At 65.2% G+C, this 16,165-nt stretch carries 13 protein-coding genes; 2 read left to right on the forward strand and 11 right to left on the reverse strand.

The genetic code is table 11. The annotated features are described in order from the left end of the window. The first annotated feature begins 33 nt into the window (after nt 1-33). A complete protein-coding gene (locus XH93_RS37345; protein WP_194471301.1) occupies nt 34-1,386 on the forward strand; it encodes an esterase-like activity of phytase family protein in 1,353 nt (450 codons plus the stop codon). Between the two features lie 537 nt (nt 1,387-1,923). Here XH93_RS37345 and XH93_RS37350 read toward each other — a convergent pair. Beyond that, nucleotides 1,924-3,585, reverse strand: coding sequence for a mucoidy inhibitor MuiA family protein (locus XH93_RS37350; protein ID WP_194471302.1), 1,662 nt, complete (start codon nt 3,583-3,585; stop codon nt 1,924-1,926). A 174-nt stretch (nt 3,586-3,759) separates the two neighbouring features. Beyond that, nucleotides 3,760-5,193, reverse strand: a complete 1,434-nt coding sequence (locus XH93_RS37355; protein ID WP_194471303.1) for an MFS transporter — start codon at nt 5,191-5,193, stop codon at nt 3,760-3,762. A gap of 85 nt (nt 5,194-5,278) precedes the next feature. Between XH93_RS37355 and XH93_RS37360 the strand changes: the two genes are divergently transcribed. Further along, nucleotides 5,279-5,737: a MarR family winged helix-turn-helix transcriptional regulator gene (locus XH93_RS37360; RefSeq protein ID WP_194471304.1), complete on the forward strand. Its 459-nt coding sequence runs from the start codon at nt 5,279-5,281 to the stop codon at nt 5,735-5,737. Nucleotides 5,738-5,940: 203 nt separating this feature from the next. On the opposite strand, the gene XH93_RS37365 is transcribed toward XH93_RS37360, so the two are convergent. The 9 genes from XH93_RS37365 to glmM all read right to left on the reverse strand — a co-directional run bounded on the left by XH93_RS37365 (nt 5,941) and on the right by glmM (nt 15,958). Then, entirely contained in the window at nt 5,941-7,113 is a 1,173-nt protein-coding gene (locus XH93_RS37365) for an acetyl-CoA C-acyltransferase (RefSeq protein ID WP_194471305.1), read from the reverse strand. Nucleotides 7,114-7,380: 267 nt separating this feature from the next. After that, a complete protein-coding gene (gene serA / locus XH93_RS37370) occupies nt 7,381-8,970 on the reverse strand; it encodes a phosphoglycerate dehydrogenase (RefSeq protein ID WP_194471306.1) in 1,590 nt (529 codons plus the stop codon). 207 nt (nt 8,971-9,177) lie between these two features. Beyond that, nucleotides 9,178-10,350, reverse strand: a complete 1,173-nt coding sequence (locus XH93_RS37375) for a phosphoserine transaminase (protein WP_139864786.1) — start codon at nt 10,348-10,350, stop codon at nt 9,178-9,180. A 78-nt stretch (nt 10,351-10,428) separates the two neighbouring features. Next, nucleotides 10,429-10,641, reverse strand: a complete 213-nt coding sequence (locus XH93_RS37380) for a hypothetical protein (protein WP_139864787.1) — start codon at nt 10,639-10,641, stop codon at nt 10,429-10,431. Between the two features lie 170 nt (nt 10,642-10,811). After that, a complete protein-coding gene (locus XH93_RS37385; protein WP_172627128.1) occupies nt 10,812-11,282 on the reverse strand; it encodes a GNAT family N-acetyltransferase in 471 nt (156 codons plus the stop codon). Nucleotides 11,283-11,310: 28 nt separating this feature from the next. After that, nucleotides 11,311-11,901, reverse strand: a complete 591-nt coding sequence (locus XH93_RS37390) for a glutathione S-transferase family protein (RefSeq protein WP_172627129.1) — start codon at nt 11,899-11,901, stop codon at nt 11,311-11,313. A gap of 154 nt (nt 11,902-12,055) precedes the next feature. Further along, entirely contained in the window at nt 12,056-12,874 is an 819-nt protein-coding gene (locus tag XH93_RS37395) for an outer membrane protein (RefSeq protein ID WP_172628404.1), read from the reverse strand. Nucleotides 12,875-13,056: 182 nt separating this feature from the next. Continuing rightward, nucleotides 13,057-13,908 (reverse strand): outer membrane protein, encoded by an 852-nt coding sequence (locus XH93_RS37400; RefSeq protein WP_172628405.1) that lies wholly within the window; start codon nt 13,906-13,908, stop codon nt 13,057-13,059. Between the two features lie 703 nt (nt 13,909-14,611). Beyond that, nucleotides 14,612-15,958, reverse strand: coding sequence for a phosphoglucosamine mutase (glmM, locus tag XH93_RS37405; RefSeq protein WP_139486387.1), 1,347 nt, complete (start codon nt 15,956-15,958; stop codon nt 14,612-14,614). Nucleotides 15,959-16,165: the final 207 nt, after the last annotated feature.

Consider the following 16,165-nt stretch of genomic DNA (forward strand, 5'->3'; position numbering starts at 1 on the left):
CACCGCATCGTTTATCCTCTGGGGAGATCAACCATGCGCCTGTCACTGCTCTGCTCCGTCGCATCCGTGCTGCTTGCCACCGCCGCGTTCGCGCAAGGCGAAGGCGAATTTCCGGCGACGCTGGCGGGACACGCCGTGATGCCGGCCGAGAGCTTCATCGAGGCGCCGGCGGACGCGCCCGCGGACCTGAAGACGTCGGGCAAATACACCACCGGCAAGCGCGTCGACACGATCGGCACCGTGATGGGCAAATCCTATGAGCGGCCGACCGGCGTGTCGCTGCCGTTCAAGGGCCAGCCGCTGCAGGGCCATTCCGGCATCAAGGTGATGCCCGACGGCTCGTTCTGGGTGATCACCGACAACGGCATGGGCTCGCGCTACAACTCGGCCGACTCGATGCTGTATCTCAACCGGCACAAGATCGACTGGGCGAGCGGCAAGATCGAGCGCCAGGAGACCGTGTTCCTGCACGATCCCGACAAGAAGGTGCCGTTCCGCATCGTGCATGAGGACACCGCCAAGCGTTACCTCACCGGCGCCGATTTCGACACCGAAGGATTCCAGATCATCAACGACACGTTCTGGATCGGCGACGAGTTCGGGCCCTACGTGCTGAAGGCGGACAAGACCGGCAAGATCCTCGCCGTGTTCGAGACCGTCGCCGACGGCAAGCCGGTGCGCTCGCCGGATCACTGGGCGGTGCAGTCGCCCGGTGCGCCGGGCGCCAGCTACACCAACGTCAATTTGCGCCGCTCCAAGGGCTATGAGGGCTTTGCCGCCTCGAAGGACGGCAAGTTCCTGTACGGTCTTCTTGAAGGACCGCTGTGGGATGCCGAGAAGAAGGACTGGGAGAAGGTCGACGGCAAGGAAGCCTCGCGCATCCTCGAATTCGACGTCGCCGCGGAAAAATTCACCGGCCGCTACTGGCAGTATGTGTTCGAGCAGAACGGCAATGCGATCGGCGACTTCAACATGATCGATCCGACGGCGGGCCTGGTGATCGAGCGCGACAATGGCGAAGGCACCGCCGACAAGGCGTGCCCGCAAGGCCAGCGCGGCGAGAGCTGCTTTCCCGATCTCGCCAAATTCAAGCGCGTCTACAAGATCGAGCTGTCCGACGCCAATGTCGGCAAGCCGGTGCGCAAGATCGCCTATATCGACCTCCTGAAGATCCGCGATCCCGACCACAAGGCGAAGAAGCCGCTCAACGACGGCGTCTACACCTTCCCGTTCTTCACCATCGAGAACGTCGACCGGGTCGACGACACCCACATTATCGTCGGCAACGACAACAACTTGCCGTTCTCCTCGAGCCGCGATCCCAACAAGGCCGATGACGACGAGTTCGTGCTGCTCGAGGTCGGCGATTTCCTGAAGGCGAAGTGAGGTTCGCTCTCTCCACTCCCTCTCCCCCGTTCTTCACGGGGAGAGGGTCGGGGTGAGGGGCTACTTCCGCAACAATACTGCCGGACGGACTCGCGGAGACTCCCCCTCACCCGGATCGCATCTGACGATGCGATCCGACCTCTCCCCGCAAGCGGGGCGAGGTGAATCGCGCCACCTCGTCCACATCCCGTCACGCGGTGCAAACTAAGCGCTCCACTACCAAACCCGTCATCCCCGCGCAAAAGGCGTCGCCTCTGTCGCTGAAGGTGCGAGCCTTGCGGCGCACTTGCGCCGCTGGGCGAGCCTCGAAGGATGCACGGCCCGGCTGGTGGCCGTCGATCCTTCGAGGCTCGCCGAAGAGGCTCGCACCTCAGGATGACGGTGATGGAGTTCTTACGCGGCTCCATCCACGTCATTGCGAGCGAAGCGACTTGTTCGCCGTAGCCTTGGCGAAGGCGGAAGCAATCCATCTCGCTGCAAGCGCAGACATGGATTGCCTCATCGCTCCTCGCAATGACGGCGTCTGAGGGCGCCCCTCTAGCCCGCCGGCACCATCACGACGCCCTTGTCCTTGGGCCAGCGCATCCGCCAGGCGAAATTGATCTCTTTGACCTCGCCCGGCTTGGCCTCGAATGCCCATTCCAGCACGCCGCGCTTGTCGCGCAGGTTGGTGCTGGTTGCAGGCGTCGACGAGGACAGCATCTCGACTACGATCTCCTCGCTCTCGCTGACCGGCAGCTGGTCCTGGATCGCGACCTTGATCGGGAAATCGTGGCCGTTGCGCACCGTGGTTTTGAACGCGCGCTCGTCGGTCTTCGACGTCGTCACGATCAGCCCGGCTGAGCCCTCGTTGCGCTTCACCACCGTGCGCTCGATCTTGACCTTGTCGTCGGCGCCGAAGCCGAGCCGCACCGTCTCGTCCTTGGCGGTCGCGGCCATCCGGCTGCGGCCGACAAAGATGCCGTCGCGGTAGATCGACACCTGCCCCGGCAGCAGTGTCACGTCGTCGGCCTGCACGAAGCTGGCTTCGAGGAACGCGGTCGGATCGATCGCCGGCGCGGCACGGATCGCGAGATCGGGGGTGATCGTCGCGGTGGAGATGCGCAGGTTTTTCGGGCCCATATTGGCCGCGACGCTGACGCGGCCCGGAATCTTGAAGGTGGCCTGGAACGCGCCGACCTCGGCCACCGCCTCGCGTTCGTCCGCGCGCTTCGCCATGGCGTTCTCGGCCGGCTCGGCTGCCGACATCGGCATGGCCCGCTGCGGCACGCTGTCGAGGAGCTTGCCCGCCGCCATCGGCCGCGGCACCTGCGGGTACTGCACGACCAGCGAGCCGAGCTCCGGCGCGTTGCCGCCGCGCGCGACGCGCACGGTGGAAACGGCGAGCGCCACATTCGACCAGTCCTCGCCGGTCGACTGGGTGATCTCGGCGCGGCGCACCAACTCGATCGCAGGCTTGCGATCCTTCGCGCCGGTATCGAGGCGGGCGTCGTAGAGCGGGACCCAGCGGGCGCCGCGTACCGCATAGGTCACGCGCAGGTTCGCGCGGGTCGCAGCCGCGGAAGCGAGCTCGATCCTGACCTCGAACTTGCTCGACGGCTTGGCGGCGCGATCGGCTTCGAGCCGCTGAACGTCGCGGTCGATCTCGCGCTGCTTGCGCCGGGCGTCGCGGATCGCATTGTCGGCGGCGGCGACCTCGTCGCCGACGGCGGAGAACGCGGCACGCCACTCGCTCACCGGGCGCGCCTCGCCCTTCTCGCCGATGCCGACCGGCGAGACCTCGGCAAAGCGCTCGGCGAATTTGCGGCGCGCCTCTGCCGACTTGATGATGCCTTCAAGATCATCGCGCTGATCCTTCAGCGCCTCGATGCGCTTGTCGATCTCGGGCAGGTTCGCCGGCGGTACTGGACGCGGCGGGCGCGCGTCGATCGCGCCGATCGTGAGCCTTGCGCCCGCGTCACCTTCGACGCGCAGCGAGGACGGATCGAGACCGACAGGAAAATCCCTGGCGACGAGCGTGTTGTCGCCGGCGGGCAGGTCGAGGGTGATGACGCGGGTGACGCTCGCGCCATCGGGATAGACGGTCACGGCGTCGACCTGCGACGCCGCATCGAGATCGGCCGCCTGCAGCGGGCCGGCAACCAGCGCAGTCACCAGCGCCAGGCTGGTGGTCACGAGACAGTTGGCAATCAATCGCATGATATCCCTCCGAAGTACGCATCGCGCGAGATGTCGGGATGCGCCGGCTGCGCAGGCGCACCGCTTCTCGTGCGTGAGACGCGGCGAGGAAGGAACTGGTTCGATTGAGGATTCCGTGCGGCGCCGGCAAGGCGGCGCCGCGGCCGCGGCGTGGCGCCGCGATGGTTTTGCCGGTCAGTGTCCCGTTTTGCGCCGGATGAAGAGATAGTTCGGCACGAGGGCGGCAATGGTGATGGCCGCCATGATCCACCAGCCGCGCTGGAATGCGGCGATCCGGTCAGTCATCGTGACCGGTGTCGCCAGGATCGCGACCGCGATCGCGACGCCGATCGCCAGCGCCGCCTGCCGGATCATGTTGATCACGCCGGAGCCGGTCGCAAACGAGGAAGGCGGCAGCGATCCGGCACCGACGCCCATCAGGGTCGGGAAGGTCAATCCAACGCCGACGCCGATCAGCATCATGCCCACGACAACCGCCGGCACGTTGGACTCCGCGCCCATCAGGGTGGCCCAGATGACGACGCCGGTCGCGAAGGAGAAAATGCCGGCGGCAACCACGGCGGCCGCGCCAAATCGCGCGATCAGGCGCCCGGCAAACAGCAGCGAGGTGACCGGCACCAGCAGCGGACCCGGCGCGATCGCAAGCCCGGTCTGCAGCGCCGACCAGCCCCACACCGTCTGATCCCACAACGCGACGGAGAACAGCATGGCGCCGAACGCCGCCGAATACGGCGCCATCACCAGCGACGCGCCAGTGAACGGCCGCACCGCGAACAGCGCAGGATCGACGAACGGATTCTTCGAGCTGAAGCAGTGCCGAATGAACGCGGCGAGGCAGATTGCCGCAACGGCAAAGCCAAGAACAATGCCGCGCGAGCCCCATCCCCAGTCGTTCGCCTTCACGATCGCAAAGGTCAGCGCACCGATGCCGCAGGTCACCAGCAGCGCCGCCCATGGGTTCGGCCGCGGCACGTCGTGGCCGGGCACCTCGGGCAGTTTCAGCCAGCCGATTACGATCGCAACAATGCCGATCGGAACGTTGACGATGAAGATCCAGCGCCAGTCGAAGGTCACGAGCAGCCCGCCGACCAGCGGTCCGAGCGCCGCCGCAAGCCCGCCGATCGCGGTCCAGGTGCGCACCGCGCCGGCACGCTGCTCGGCGGGGAATGAGGCCAGCAAGAGGCCGATCGACGTCGGCGTCATCAACGCCGCGCCGGCGGCCTGCGCGACCCGCGCGATCACCAAAAATTCGACATTGCGCGCCAGCGCGCACGCCGCGGACGCGGCCGTGAACAGCGCAACGCCGAGCAGAAAGCTTAAGTTGCGGCTGTGCCGCTCGGCGAGCCGGCCGAAGAACACCAGCAGCGCGGCATAGGCGATCGCATAGCCGTTGAGGATCCAGGACAGGTCCTCCAGCGAGGCAGCGCGGAACTCCTGGGCGATGTTCGGCAGCCCGACATTGACGATGAAGAGGTCGAGGTTGGCGAGGCAGATGCCGACCGAGACGATGGCGAGCACCAGCCGCGGGGATGCCGTTGCTCTACGCCGGCGCGGCCGTTCCGCGGGAGCCGCCGGCAGTTCGATCGTCTCCGCATCCACTTCCGACATCACGGCCTCCAATTTATGTGCATATGCATCTATTGCCAATAGGTGCATATGCATGTAATTGTCAAGCACGCTTTGGAGACAATCGATGGCAAGGATGGACACGACCAGGTGCAATCTGACCGCGTTCCGCAAGGCGACGCGGCGGGTGTCGCAGCTTTATGACGAGATCCTTGCGCCGTCAGGGCTGCGCGGTACGCAGCGGGCCATTCTGGTCCATGTTGCGCGATCGCAATCGTCGACGATCGGCGAGCTCGCCGCTGCATTGGTGCTCGACCGCACCGCCCTCACCCACAATCTCAAGCCGCTGCAGCGCGACGGCCTCGTCACCGTTGCTGCCGACAAGGATGACCGCCGCAGCAAGCGGGTTCGGCTGACCAAACGCGGCGAGAGCAAACTTGCGGAGTCGCAGGACGCCTGGCGGCAGGCCCAGGACCGGTTCGAGGCCGCCTTTGGTGCGCGGCAGGCGGCCGAACTGCGGCAGACGCTCGAGCTGGTCGCCGCGCTCGAATTCGGCGAGCTGCCGCCGGCAGCTCCGGCCGGGTAGAGCCGGCATCATAACGACCAAGGCGGGATGAAGTTAGGTTGAATCTGTTTGACCGCGGGTTCGGTCCACCTCTCCCCGGCGGGGAGAGGTAAACCTCCGATGTCGCTCCGGCTCAACCTAATCTCGTCACCCTGTGACAATGAAAACGGCCCGGCGTGATCCGCCGGGCCGCAACGTCTCAGACAACAGGCGCGGTCAGGCGCTCAGCTGTAGATCTCGAACAGGCCGGCGCCGCCCTGGCCACCGCCGATGCACATGGTCACGACGCCCCACTTGGCCTTGCGGCGACGGCCTTCCTGCAGCAGGTGGCCGGTGAGCCGGGCGCCGGTCATGCCGAAGGGGTGGCCGATCGCGATCGAGCCGCCGTTGACGTTGTACTTCTCCGGATCGATGCCGAGCTGGTCGCGCGAATAGAGGCACTGGCTGGCGAAGGCCTCGTTGAGCTCCCAGAGGTCGATGTCGTCGATCTTCAGGCCGTGGCGCTTCAACAGCTTCGGCACGGCAAACACCGGGCCGATGCCCATCTCGTCGGGCTCGCAGCCGGCCGAGGCCCAGGCCACGAAACGGCCCATCGGGTTGAGGCCGCGCTTCTCGGCGTCCTTGGCTTCCATCAGCACCACAGCGGCGGCGCCGTCGGAGAGCTGGCTGGCATTGCCGGCGGTGATGTACTTGCCCGGACCCTTCACCGGCTCGAGCTTGGCGAGGCCCTCCAGCGTGGTCTCGGGACGGTTGCACTCGTCGCGATCGACCACGTAGTCGACGATCGACTCGGCCTTGGTCGCCTTGTCGACCACCTTCATCTTGGTCTTCATCGGGACGATCTCGTCCGTGAACTTGTTGGCCTGCTGCGCGGCGGCCATGCGGCGCTGCGACTCCAGCGAATACTCGTCCTGGTATTCGCGCGAGACCTTGTAGCGCTCGGCGACGATATCGGCGGTGTCGATCATCGCCATGAAGATGTCGGGCGCGGTCTTCAGCAGGTCCGGATCGATCGATTCCTTCGGCGTGCCGCCGCCCGGGATCGAGATGCTCTCGACGCCGCCGGCGACGATGCAGTCGGAGCCGTCGGAGCGAATGCTGTTGGCGGCCATCGCGATGGTCTGCAGGCCCGACGAGCAGAAGCGATTGACCGAGACGCCGGCGGTGGTCTTCGGCAGGCCGGCGAGCAGCGCGGCCTGGCGGCCGATGTTCGGCGCGCCATGCGCGCAATTGCCGAGATAGCAGTCCTCGACATAGTCCTTGGCGACGCCGGCGCGATCGACGGCATGATGGATCGCGTGCGCGGCCAGCGACATCGGCGCGGTGATGTTGAATCCGCCACGGCCGGACTTCGCCAGGCCGGTGCGCGCATAGGAAACGATTACGGCTTCACGCATTGTTTTCTCCCTCTGAGATCGCCGGATAGTGGCGCGTCTTGACGCCTTCGTACACCTAATTTCGGCCGGCACAACAGGAATACCAGCGGCCCCGGAACGGCAAAAGCCGCCTCCGGGGCCGGAGACGGCGTCGTGTTCCGCAGATCGGAATATCGGTCTGTTTGAAACGCTCTCCGTTTTCGTAGGGTGGGTTAGTCGAAGGCGTAACCCACCTCTTCGATGTTGGAACGGCGGGTTACGCTGCGCTAACCCACCCTACGATCCGGGTTAGAACGTCAGCGCCTTGGCTTGCTTCACCTGCGGCAGCGCCTGCACCTTGGCGAGCACATCGGCCGGCACGGAGCCGTCGACCTCGACCAGCGCGATGGCGTCGCCGCCCTGCTTGACGCGGCCGAGATGGAAGGTCGCGATGTTGATCTTGGCATCGCCGAGCAGGCCCGCGAACGCGCCGATGAAGCCCGGCTTGTCCTCGTTGGTCACGTAGATCATCGACTTGCCGAACTCGGCGTCGATGCGGATGCCCTTGATGTCGACGAGGCGCGGCTTGCCGTCGGCATAGACGGTGCCCGACACCGAACGCTCCTGCCGCTCGGTGGTGACGGTGACCGTGATCAGGCTCTCATAGTCGCTCTGCGCGGCGCGGACGATCTCGTCCACCACCATGCCGCGCTCCTTGGCGACGACCGGCGCCGACACCACGTTGACCTCGCCGAGCATCGGCCGCAGCAGGCCGGACAGCACCGCCGAGGTGATCGCCTTGATCTTCATCTCGGCGACGTGGCCCTCATAGGTGATCTGGGTCTTGATGATGCCGCTCTCGGTGAGCTGGCCGGCGAACGAGCCGAGCTTCTCGGCGAGCTCGATGAACGGCTTCAGCTTCGGCGCCTCTTCCGCCGTGATCGAGGGGAAGTTCACCGCGTTCGAGATCGCGCCGGACAGCAGATAGTCCGACATCTGCTCGGCGACCTGCAGCGCGACGTTCTCCTGCGCTTCCGTGGTGGAGGCGCCGAGATGCGGGGTGCAGATCACGTTGGGATGACCGAACAGCACGTTCGAGGTCGCCGGCTCCTCGACGAACACGTCGAAGGCGGCGCCCGCGACATGCTTGGAGTTCAGCGCGTCGACCAGCGCCTGCTCGTCGACCAGGCCGCCGCGGGCGCAGTTGATGATGCGCACACCCTGCTTCATCTTGGCGATCGCGGCAGCGTCAATCAGGTTCTTGGTCTTCTCGGTGAGCGGCGTGTGCAGCGTGATGAAATCGGCGCGCTTCAACAGCTCGTCGAGCTCGACCTTCTCGACGCCGATGTCCTTGGCGCGCTCCGGCGACAGGAACGGGTCGAACGCGATCACCTTCATGCGCAGGCCGAGCGCGCGGTCGGCGACGATCGAGCCGATATTGCCGCAGCCGACCACGCCCAGCGTCTTGGCGGTGATCTCGACGCCCATGAAGCGGTTCTTCTCCCACTTGCCGGCCTGGGTCGAGGCGTCGGCCTGCGGGATCTCGCGCGCCAGCGCCAGCATCAAGGTGATGGCATGCTCGGCGGTCGTGATCGAATTGCCGAACGGCGTGTTCATCACGATGATGCCCTTGGCGGTCGCCGCCGGGATCTCGACATTGTCGACGCCGATGCCGGCGCGGCCGATCACCTTCAGCCGGTTCGCCTTCTCGATCAGCTTGGCGGTCGCCTTGGTGGCCGAGCGGATCGCCAGCCCGTCATAGTTGCCGATGATCTCGGCAAGCTTTTCCTTGTCCTTGCCGAGGTTGGGCTGGAAGTCGACCTCGATGCCACGATCCTTGAAGATCTGCACGGCGGCCGGGGACAGCGCGTCGGAAATGAGAACTTTGGGTTTTGACATTTGGATGTTCCTTCGCCCTGCAGCGCGCGGGCGTCCTGGACCAACGGGGTGAAGTCTCTGATCACTTCTCCCTCTCCCCGTTCTTACGGGAAGAGGGTCGGGGTGAGGGGCGGCCACCAACGCCAGCGTGAGCGGAGAGAGGCCCCTCACCCGGCGCTATGCGCCGACCTCTCCCCGTAAGAACGGGGAGAGGTGACTAGGGGAAAATCAGGCTGCCTTGGGCAGCGCGGCCTTGGTCTCGGCAAAGGCCCAGTCGATCCACTGTGTCAGCAGCTCGACGTCCTTGGCTTCGACGGTGGCGCCGCACCAGATCCGCAGGCCCGCCGGCGCATCGCGGTAATACGCGAAGTCGAAGCCGGCGTTCTCCTTCTCCACCAGCGCGACCAGCTTCTTGCAGAAGTCGGCCTGCGCATCCGCGGGAAGCGAGGTGATCGCGGGATCGGTGAACTTCAAGCACACCGAGGTGTTGGAGCGGATCGCGGGATCCTTTGCCAGGAAATCGATCCACGGCGTCTTCGCCTTCCAGTCGGCGAGCGCCTTGGTGTTGGCGTCGGCGCGCGCGATCAGCGCCTTGAGGCCGCCGATCGACTTCGCCCAGTTCAGCGCGTCGAGATAGTCCTCGACGCACAGCATCGACGGCGTGTTGATGGTCTCGCCCTCGAAAATGCCCTGGTTGAGCTTGCCGCCCTTGGTGAGGCGGAAGATCTTGGGCAGCGGCCAGGCCGGCTTGTAGGTCTCGAGCCGTTCCACCGCGCGCGGGGAGAGGATCAGCATGCCGTGCGCGGCCTCGCCGCCGAGCGCCTTCTGCCAGGAGAAGGTGACGACATCGAGCTTGGCAAAGTCCAGCGGCTGCGCGAAGGCGGCCGAGGTGGCGTCGCAGATCGTGAGGCCTTCGCGGGTCGCGCTGATCCAGTCGGCGTTCGGCACGCGCACGCCGGAGGTGGTGCCGTTCCAGGTGAAAACGACATCGGAAGCGGGATCGACCTTGGACAGGTCGGGGATCTCACCGTAGGCCGCGTTGAGCTTGGTGACGTCCTTGAGCTTCAATTCCTTGACGATGTCGCTGACCCAGCCCTCGCCGAAGGATTCCCAGGCGAGCGTGGTGACGGGCCGCGCGCCGAGCAGCGACCACAGCGCCATTTCGACCGCGCCGGTATCTGAGGCCGGGACGATGCCGATCTTGTAATCGGCCGGCACCTCAAGCACTTCGCGCGTCAGTTCGATCGCGAGCTTGAGCTTGGCCTTGCCGACCTTCGCACGATGCGAGCGGCCGAGGGCGGCGTCCTTGAGATTGTCGGGGTTCCAGCCGGGGCGCTTGGCACAGGGGCCGGAAGAAAAATGCGGCACGTGAGGCCGCGAAGCGGGCTTCGCTGCAGTCATAATCTACCCTTCCAGATAGCTGCCTCTCGGTGGGGAGAGGTTTCCCGCCGCCGGAGATATTGGAAAGGCGCTAAAGCGTCAAGGAAGTTCAGATACGTCGGGATGGACGGGGGGATCACGGCTGATTGATGGGGATTGCTCGGCCTGCTGCATCAGCTCCTGATCGAGCAGATCTGCCGCCAGCGTCATGAGCTTAACCGCCTTGCGCCGGCTGGATATTTTCAGAATGCTCTTCTCGCCGGCCTGTACGATGTACTCGTTGCCGAGCCGCACGATTGAGTAATTTGGCATCTGAAATCCCCAAGCTGCCGCCGCGCCCGATGGGAGACGCTGACATAGCCCAGTCGTTCCTGGCCGTAAAATTACGGAGGCGGGCGTAGTTTATTGCTCCTTAACCGGAACGCAGAGCGACAACTACCGCAGGCATCGCAGGCGAGAAAACACAACTTCACGCACGCATTTCAAAAGCGCAGCGTCATGCCGAGATGGCTGCGCGCGAAACCAAGACGTTCGTAAAAGCGCTGCGCGTCGACACGCGTTTGATGCGTCAGGAGCTCGACGAGCCCACAGCCTTTCGCCCGCGCCTCGGTGACCGCCCACTGCACCAATAGCTCGCCGATGCCGCGGCTGCGGCAGTGCTTGGCGACGCGAACGTCCTCAAGCAGGCCACGCGAGGTGCCTTGCGAGCTGAGGCCCGGCATCACGGCGAGCTGCAGGCAGCCGACCACGGCGCCCTCGCCGTCAATGGCGACGACGAGCTGCACATTGGCATCGCGATCGACCCGCTCGAAGGCCCGATAGTAGAGTTCCGGCAGCGGATCCTCGATCCGCTCGCGTCCGCTGCCGAGCGGATCGTCGGCGAGCATGCCGACAATCGCGGCGACATCCTCGCGGCGGGCGCGGCGGATCGTGATCGATGCAGCTTCGGTCATGGTGGTCCTTGGCAGTCCTGGTCAGATCTCAGCGCGCCGGCGGCAGGCCGAGCACGCGCTCGACATCGGCGATCCAGCGGCGGATCACGGGATAGCGGTCGAGGTCGAGGCCGCCCTCATGCGCCACGCGGGTATAGGCGACGAGCGAGACGTCGGCGAGCGAAAACGCCTCGCCGACCAGGAAGCGCGTGCCGGCGAGATGCCGCTCCAGATGATCGAGCGCCGCGTAGCCGCGCTTCACCAGGTTGGGATCGAGCTCGGCGACGGCCTTGCCGAGATACACGATATGGAAGCGGCAGACCGCGACATAGGGCTCGTGGGTGTTCTGCTCCCAGAACATCCAGGCATCCATCTGCGCCGCACGATAGGGGTCGGCGGGAACCAGATCGCTGCCGCGCGCGAGATAGCGGATGATGGCGTTGGACTGCGCCAGCGTGCGGCCGTCGTCGAGTTCGACCGTCGGCACCTGCCCCCAGCCGTTCAGCTCGAGGAATTCCGGTGTCCGGCTGCCGCCCTTCAGGGTGTCGATCTCGATCCAGCTGTAGGGCAACGCCAGCCGGTCGCAGACCCATTTCACCTTCAGGCAATTGCCCGAATTGCTGTCGCCGTAGATCTTCATGCGATTGCGCTCCCCAGGGCGATATCCGGCGGCGAACCTGCCGCGCGAAATCATGCTCACACAACGGAGCGGGCGCGTCGATGATTGATTGTGCATGACGGCTGCGGCATCCGGTCAGCCGCGCCGTTCGCCGGCACGCCGCAGCGGCAGCGCGTCAGAACTTGTAGCCGAGACCGAGGCGCACGGTATTGATGCTGGTGTCGACGACGGTGGTATAGCGCGCGTATTCCCACTCGGCACGCATGAACAGGCCGGCCATCAGGCTGATATCGATGCCGAGGCCGCCGCTGTAGCCGACCACCAGGTTGTTGTGCCGGACGTCGGTCGCGCCGTTGACAAACGGCGCCGAGAACGGGCCCAGCGCGGAGGTGCTGATGGAATCGTAGATGGTCACGGAGCGCGAGATGTTGGCATTGCCGAAGCCGACGCCACCGAAGATGTAGGGCAGGAAGCAGCCCCAGGCATAGCCGGCGCGGCCGCGGAACGTGGCCATGTCGGTAATTTTGATCGACGCGGTCGAATCGACGCGCACGTCGTGGAAGAAGCTGTCGGTCAGCGCCGTGCTGCTGATCAACTCCTTGCTCGCAGTCGAAGTGCCGCCGAAGTTGCCGTGCAGGTAGCTCACCTCGGCACCGACGACCACGTCTTCGAATTGCCAGTTGTAGCCGGCAAAGCCGCCAAACGCCGAGCCATGCTGTGACACCTTGCCGAGCCCGAGATTCCAGTTCGCGACGTCCATCTGCTGGATCACGTTGTGGTCGAGCAGCGGCGTGAGCAGGTTGGTGTTGGTCCCCGAGAAATTCTCGTTCGACGATCCATAGGCGCCCTGGCCGCCGACATAGAAGCCGGCCCAGTTGGTGGTTCGCGGCGCATCGCTGTACGAGCCGCGCAAAACCGGAAGCTCGGAAAGATCCGCAGCTTGCGCAGCGGTCACCGCTCCGAACATCATCGCTGCCAGCAAGAACCTGCGCATCCCAAACGCTCCATCCAACCCCACGAACTACGCGTTGATCATCGCCTGTTAACCTTAACCAATCGTTGTCGCCGGCCGCTTTTGACTTGCTGCGTTGCACGGCTGCGCGATGGCGCACCAAATGCAAAACGGCGCGGGGTGCTCCCGCGCCGTCGGCAATCGTTAACCGTGAAGGCCGGAAATTAACCCTTGCGGATCAGCGGCGGGGGCGGCGGCGGGGGCGGCACGTCACAGCACGGCAGAGCGAAGCGCACGCCGAGCTTGACGTCCTGCGAGGTCAGGTCGCGGAACTCGAACGAGGACGGACCGGTGTTGGTGCCGTCGAACGAGCGACCATTGCCGTGCTTGGCCGTGCCCATGTCGAGATAGCGGTAGGCCAGTTCGACGGTGAAGTTGTTGGTGACCTTGTAGGCGACACCGGCGTGCACCGCCCAGGCCAAATTGGTCTTGGTGGCGCCGTCCGCGACGAAGGTGCCGGTGAGACCGGACCCGCTCGGGAAGGTGGCGACATCGGAGAACGCCGTGGTCTTGATCGACGCGGCACCGACACCGGCGCCGATGAACGGCGTCAGACACCACCAGGTGCCGAGATCGGCGTAGACGTTCACGAGGCCGACCCAGGCCTGATAACCGCCGTGATAGGCGTCGGCGAGCGGGTTGGTCGGGAAGGTTGCGAAGTCGGTGCCGTTGAAGCTCACCTTGGAGCGATACTCACCGGTGATGTCGGCGCGGAACCAGTTGTTGAACTGATAGCCGACGCCGAGGCCGTAGACCATGCCGCTGTCGAAGCTGTGGCCAAGGTGGTTGATCGTCGCGCCGGCCGGCAGCGTGTCGTAGGCGTTGACGTGCAGCCTGCCCTGGGTGTTGGTCATGCCGATGTCGCCGCGCAAATACCAGCCGCCAAAATCCTGCTGAACCGGCGGCGGTGCATACGCCATCGGAGGCGGCGGCATGATGGGCATGTCGGCGGCGAACGCCGCCGAGGACAGCAGGGATGCCGCGCCGGCGGCAATCAGAGACTTTACGCTACGCATTGGCTTCGTCCTTTGTTGGCCGGTGAGGCGACAACGAAAGCCCCACGTCTGAAACTCACGGGCTGGACGATGGCAGCAAATGTTTAAGCGGCACTTAACCCTAATTTTTAAGGTTGATTTTCTCTGACCTTTTTTCGCAGGCCGTGCTTATGGGTCCATAAATCGCGGCGCACGCAGCGCGAAAGATGGCAAGCGCGCCACAAGTGCTAACGATGTCTTGACGGAGACGAAGGGTTTGCGGCGCACCGAGCCGCATCTGTTAGCGAGTGATTAACGAGAGGGTGCCGCGCCGGAGCGAGCCGCTATAGCGATCGCGTTCGGCATCTTCGGCTGGAACGCCGCGAGCCCTCTCTCACCGTCACCCTGAGAGGATGTGAAGCTTTGTCCTCACCCACCGCTGTCATCGCCCGGCCTGTACGCAATTGCGCACATGGACCGGGCGATCCAGTACGCCGCGGCCTCTCGCTTCTATCACCGGCGTCTCTGGAATACTGGATCACCCGGTCAAGCCGGGTGATGACACCGAGCAAGCTGAGCAAACCAACACCGTCACCCTGAGGAGCCTGCGCAGCAGGCGTCTCGAAGGGTCGACGGCCCGGCTCTCACAGCGGCAACAGCCGGGCCGTGCATCCTTCGAGGGCCGCTGAAGAAGCGGCCACCTCAGGATGACGGAATTGGCAAGCTGATGATCGGACAGCGGACTCTACGCCGCGGCGGCGTGGCCGAGTGCGGTGACGATGTTGTCGACGACCTCTTCGACCAGGATGCGGTCGTCGCCCTCGCCCATCACACGGATCACCGGCTCGGTGCCGGAGGGGCGGATCAGCAGACGGCCATGGCCGTTGAGGCGCTTCTCGCCGTCGGTGATCGCGGACTTGACCTCGGCGTTGTCGAGCGGCTTGCCCGAGCGATAGCGCACGTTCTTCAGGATCTGCGGCAGCGGATCGAAGCGGCGACACACTTCGGAGACCGGGCGGCGCAGCTTCTGCACCACCGCGAGCACCTGCAGCGCGGCGACAAAACCGTCGCCGGTGGTGGCGTAGTCGGACAGGATGATGTGGCCGGACTGCTCGCCGCCGAGGTTATAGCCGCCGGTGAGCATCTGCTCGAGCACGTAGCGGTCGCCGACCGGCGTGCGGATCAGCTGCAGCCCCTGGCCCTGCAGGAAGCGCTCCAGCCCGAGATTGGACATCACGGTGGCGACGATGCCGGGCTTGGCAAGCCGGCCGTCTTCCTTCCAGCTCTGCGCGATCACCGCGAGCAGCTGGTCGCCGTCGACCAGATGGCCGCGCTCGTCGACCAGGATGACGCGGTCGGCGTCGCCATCGAGCGCAATGCCGATGTCGGCGCGCATCTCGCGCACCTTCCTTGCCAGCGCCTCCGGCGAGGTCGAGCCGCATTCCTTGTTGATGTTGAAGCCGTCGGGTTCGACCCCGATCGGCACCACATCGGCGCCGAGCTCCCACAGCGCCTCCGGCACCACCTTGTAGGCGGCGCCATTGGCGCAGTCGATCACGACGCGCAGGCCCTCGAGCGAGAGATCGCGCGGCAGCGTGCGCTTGGCGAATTCGATGTAGCGGTCATGGACGCCGTCGATGCGGCGGGCGCGGCCGAGGCTCGCGCTCTGCGCCAGGCGGCGGTCGAGCGATTCGTCGAGCAGCTGCTCGATCTGCTTCTCGACATCGTCGGACAGCTTGAAGCCCTGCGGGCCGAACAGCTTGATGCCGTTGTCCTCGAACAGATTGTGCGAGGCCGAGATCATGACGCCGAGATCGGCGCGCATCGACTTGGTCAGCATCGCGACCGCCGGCGTCGGCATCGGGCCGAGCAGCAGCACGTCCATGCCGACCGAGGTGAAGCCCGCAACCATGGCGTATTCGATCATGTAGCCGGACAGCCGTGTGTCCTTGCCGATCACGACGCGATGGCGATGGTCGCCACGCTGAAACACCAGGCCCGCGGCCTGCCCCACCTTGAGCGCCAGCTCCGGCGTGATCAGTCCATTGGCGCGGCCCCGAATCCCGTCGGTCCCGAAATATTTGCGGCTCATGTATCCCCCAAGACGGGCCCCTCGAATCGGATGGCGAGAGAGCCCCGAACGCCCACCAGTCTAGCGTGCATCGGCCTTATAGACTGCCAGGCGCTAAAATGACTTCAAAAAATATGATGAATCATTACGGCGATCGAACCACGCGGCTCGCGCCTAAGACTTTGAAAAATATACCCTTATTGTCTGATACGCAAGCCTGGCCTGAAC

The sequence above is a fragment of the Bradyrhizobium sp. CCBAU 51753 genome (assembly GCF_015291565.1).
In the GTDB taxonomy this organism is placed as follows: domain Bacteria; phylum Pseudomonadota; class Alphaproteobacteria; order Rhizobiales; family Xanthobacteraceae; genus Bradyrhizobium; species Bradyrhizobium ivorense.

Coding starts and splice junctions, on each gene's coding strand:
- XH93_RS37345 (WP_194471301.1), top strand. CDS start 34: ATGCGCCTGTCACTGCTCTGCTCCGTCGCATCCGTGCTGCTTGCCACC.
- XH93_RS37350 (WP_194471302.1), bottom strand. CDS start 3,585: ATGCGATTGATTGCCAACTGTCTCGTGACCACCAGCCTGGCGCTGGTG.
- XH93_RS37355 (WP_194471303.1), bottom strand. CDS start 5,193: ATGTCGGAAGTGGATGCGGAGACGATCGAACTGCCGGCGGCTCCCGCG.
- XH93_RS37360 (WP_194471304.1), top strand. CDS start 5,279: ATGGCAAGGATGGACACGACCAGGTGCAATCTGACCGCGTTCCGCAAG.
- XH93_RS37365 (WP_194471305.1), bottom strand. CDS start 7,113: ATGCGTGAAGCCGTAATCGTTTCCTATGCGCGCACCGGCCTGGCGAAG.
- serA (WP_194471306.1), bottom strand. CDS start 8,970: ATGTCAAAACCCAAAGTTCTCATTTCCGACGCGCTGTCCCCGGCCGCC.
- XH93_RS37375 (WP_139864786.1), bottom strand. CDS start 10,350: ATGACTGCAGCGAAGCCCGCTTCGCGGCCTCACGTGCCGCATTTTTCT.
- XH93_RS37380 (WP_139864787.1), bottom strand. CDS start 10,641: ATGCCAAATTACTCAATCGTGCGGCTCGGCAACGAGTACATCGTACAG.
- XH93_RS37385 (WP_172627128.1), bottom strand. CDS start 11,282: ATGACCGAAGCTGCATCGATCACGATCCGCCGCGCCCGCCGCGAGGAT.
- XH93_RS37390 (WP_172627129.1), bottom strand. CDS start 11,901: ATGAAGATCTACGGCGACAGCAATTCGGGCAATTGCCTGAAGGTGAAA.
- XH93_RS37395 (WP_172628404.1), bottom strand. CDS start 12,874: ATGCGCAGGTTCTTGCTGGCAGCGATGATGTTCGGAGCGGTGACCGCT.
- XH93_RS37400 (WP_172628405.1), bottom strand. CDS start 13,908: ATGCGTAGCGTAAAGTCTCTGATTGCCGCCGGCGCGGCATCCCTGCTG.
- glmM (WP_139486387.1), bottom strand. CDS start 15,958: ATGAGCCGCAAATATTTCGGGACCGACGGGATTCGGGGCCGCGCCAAT.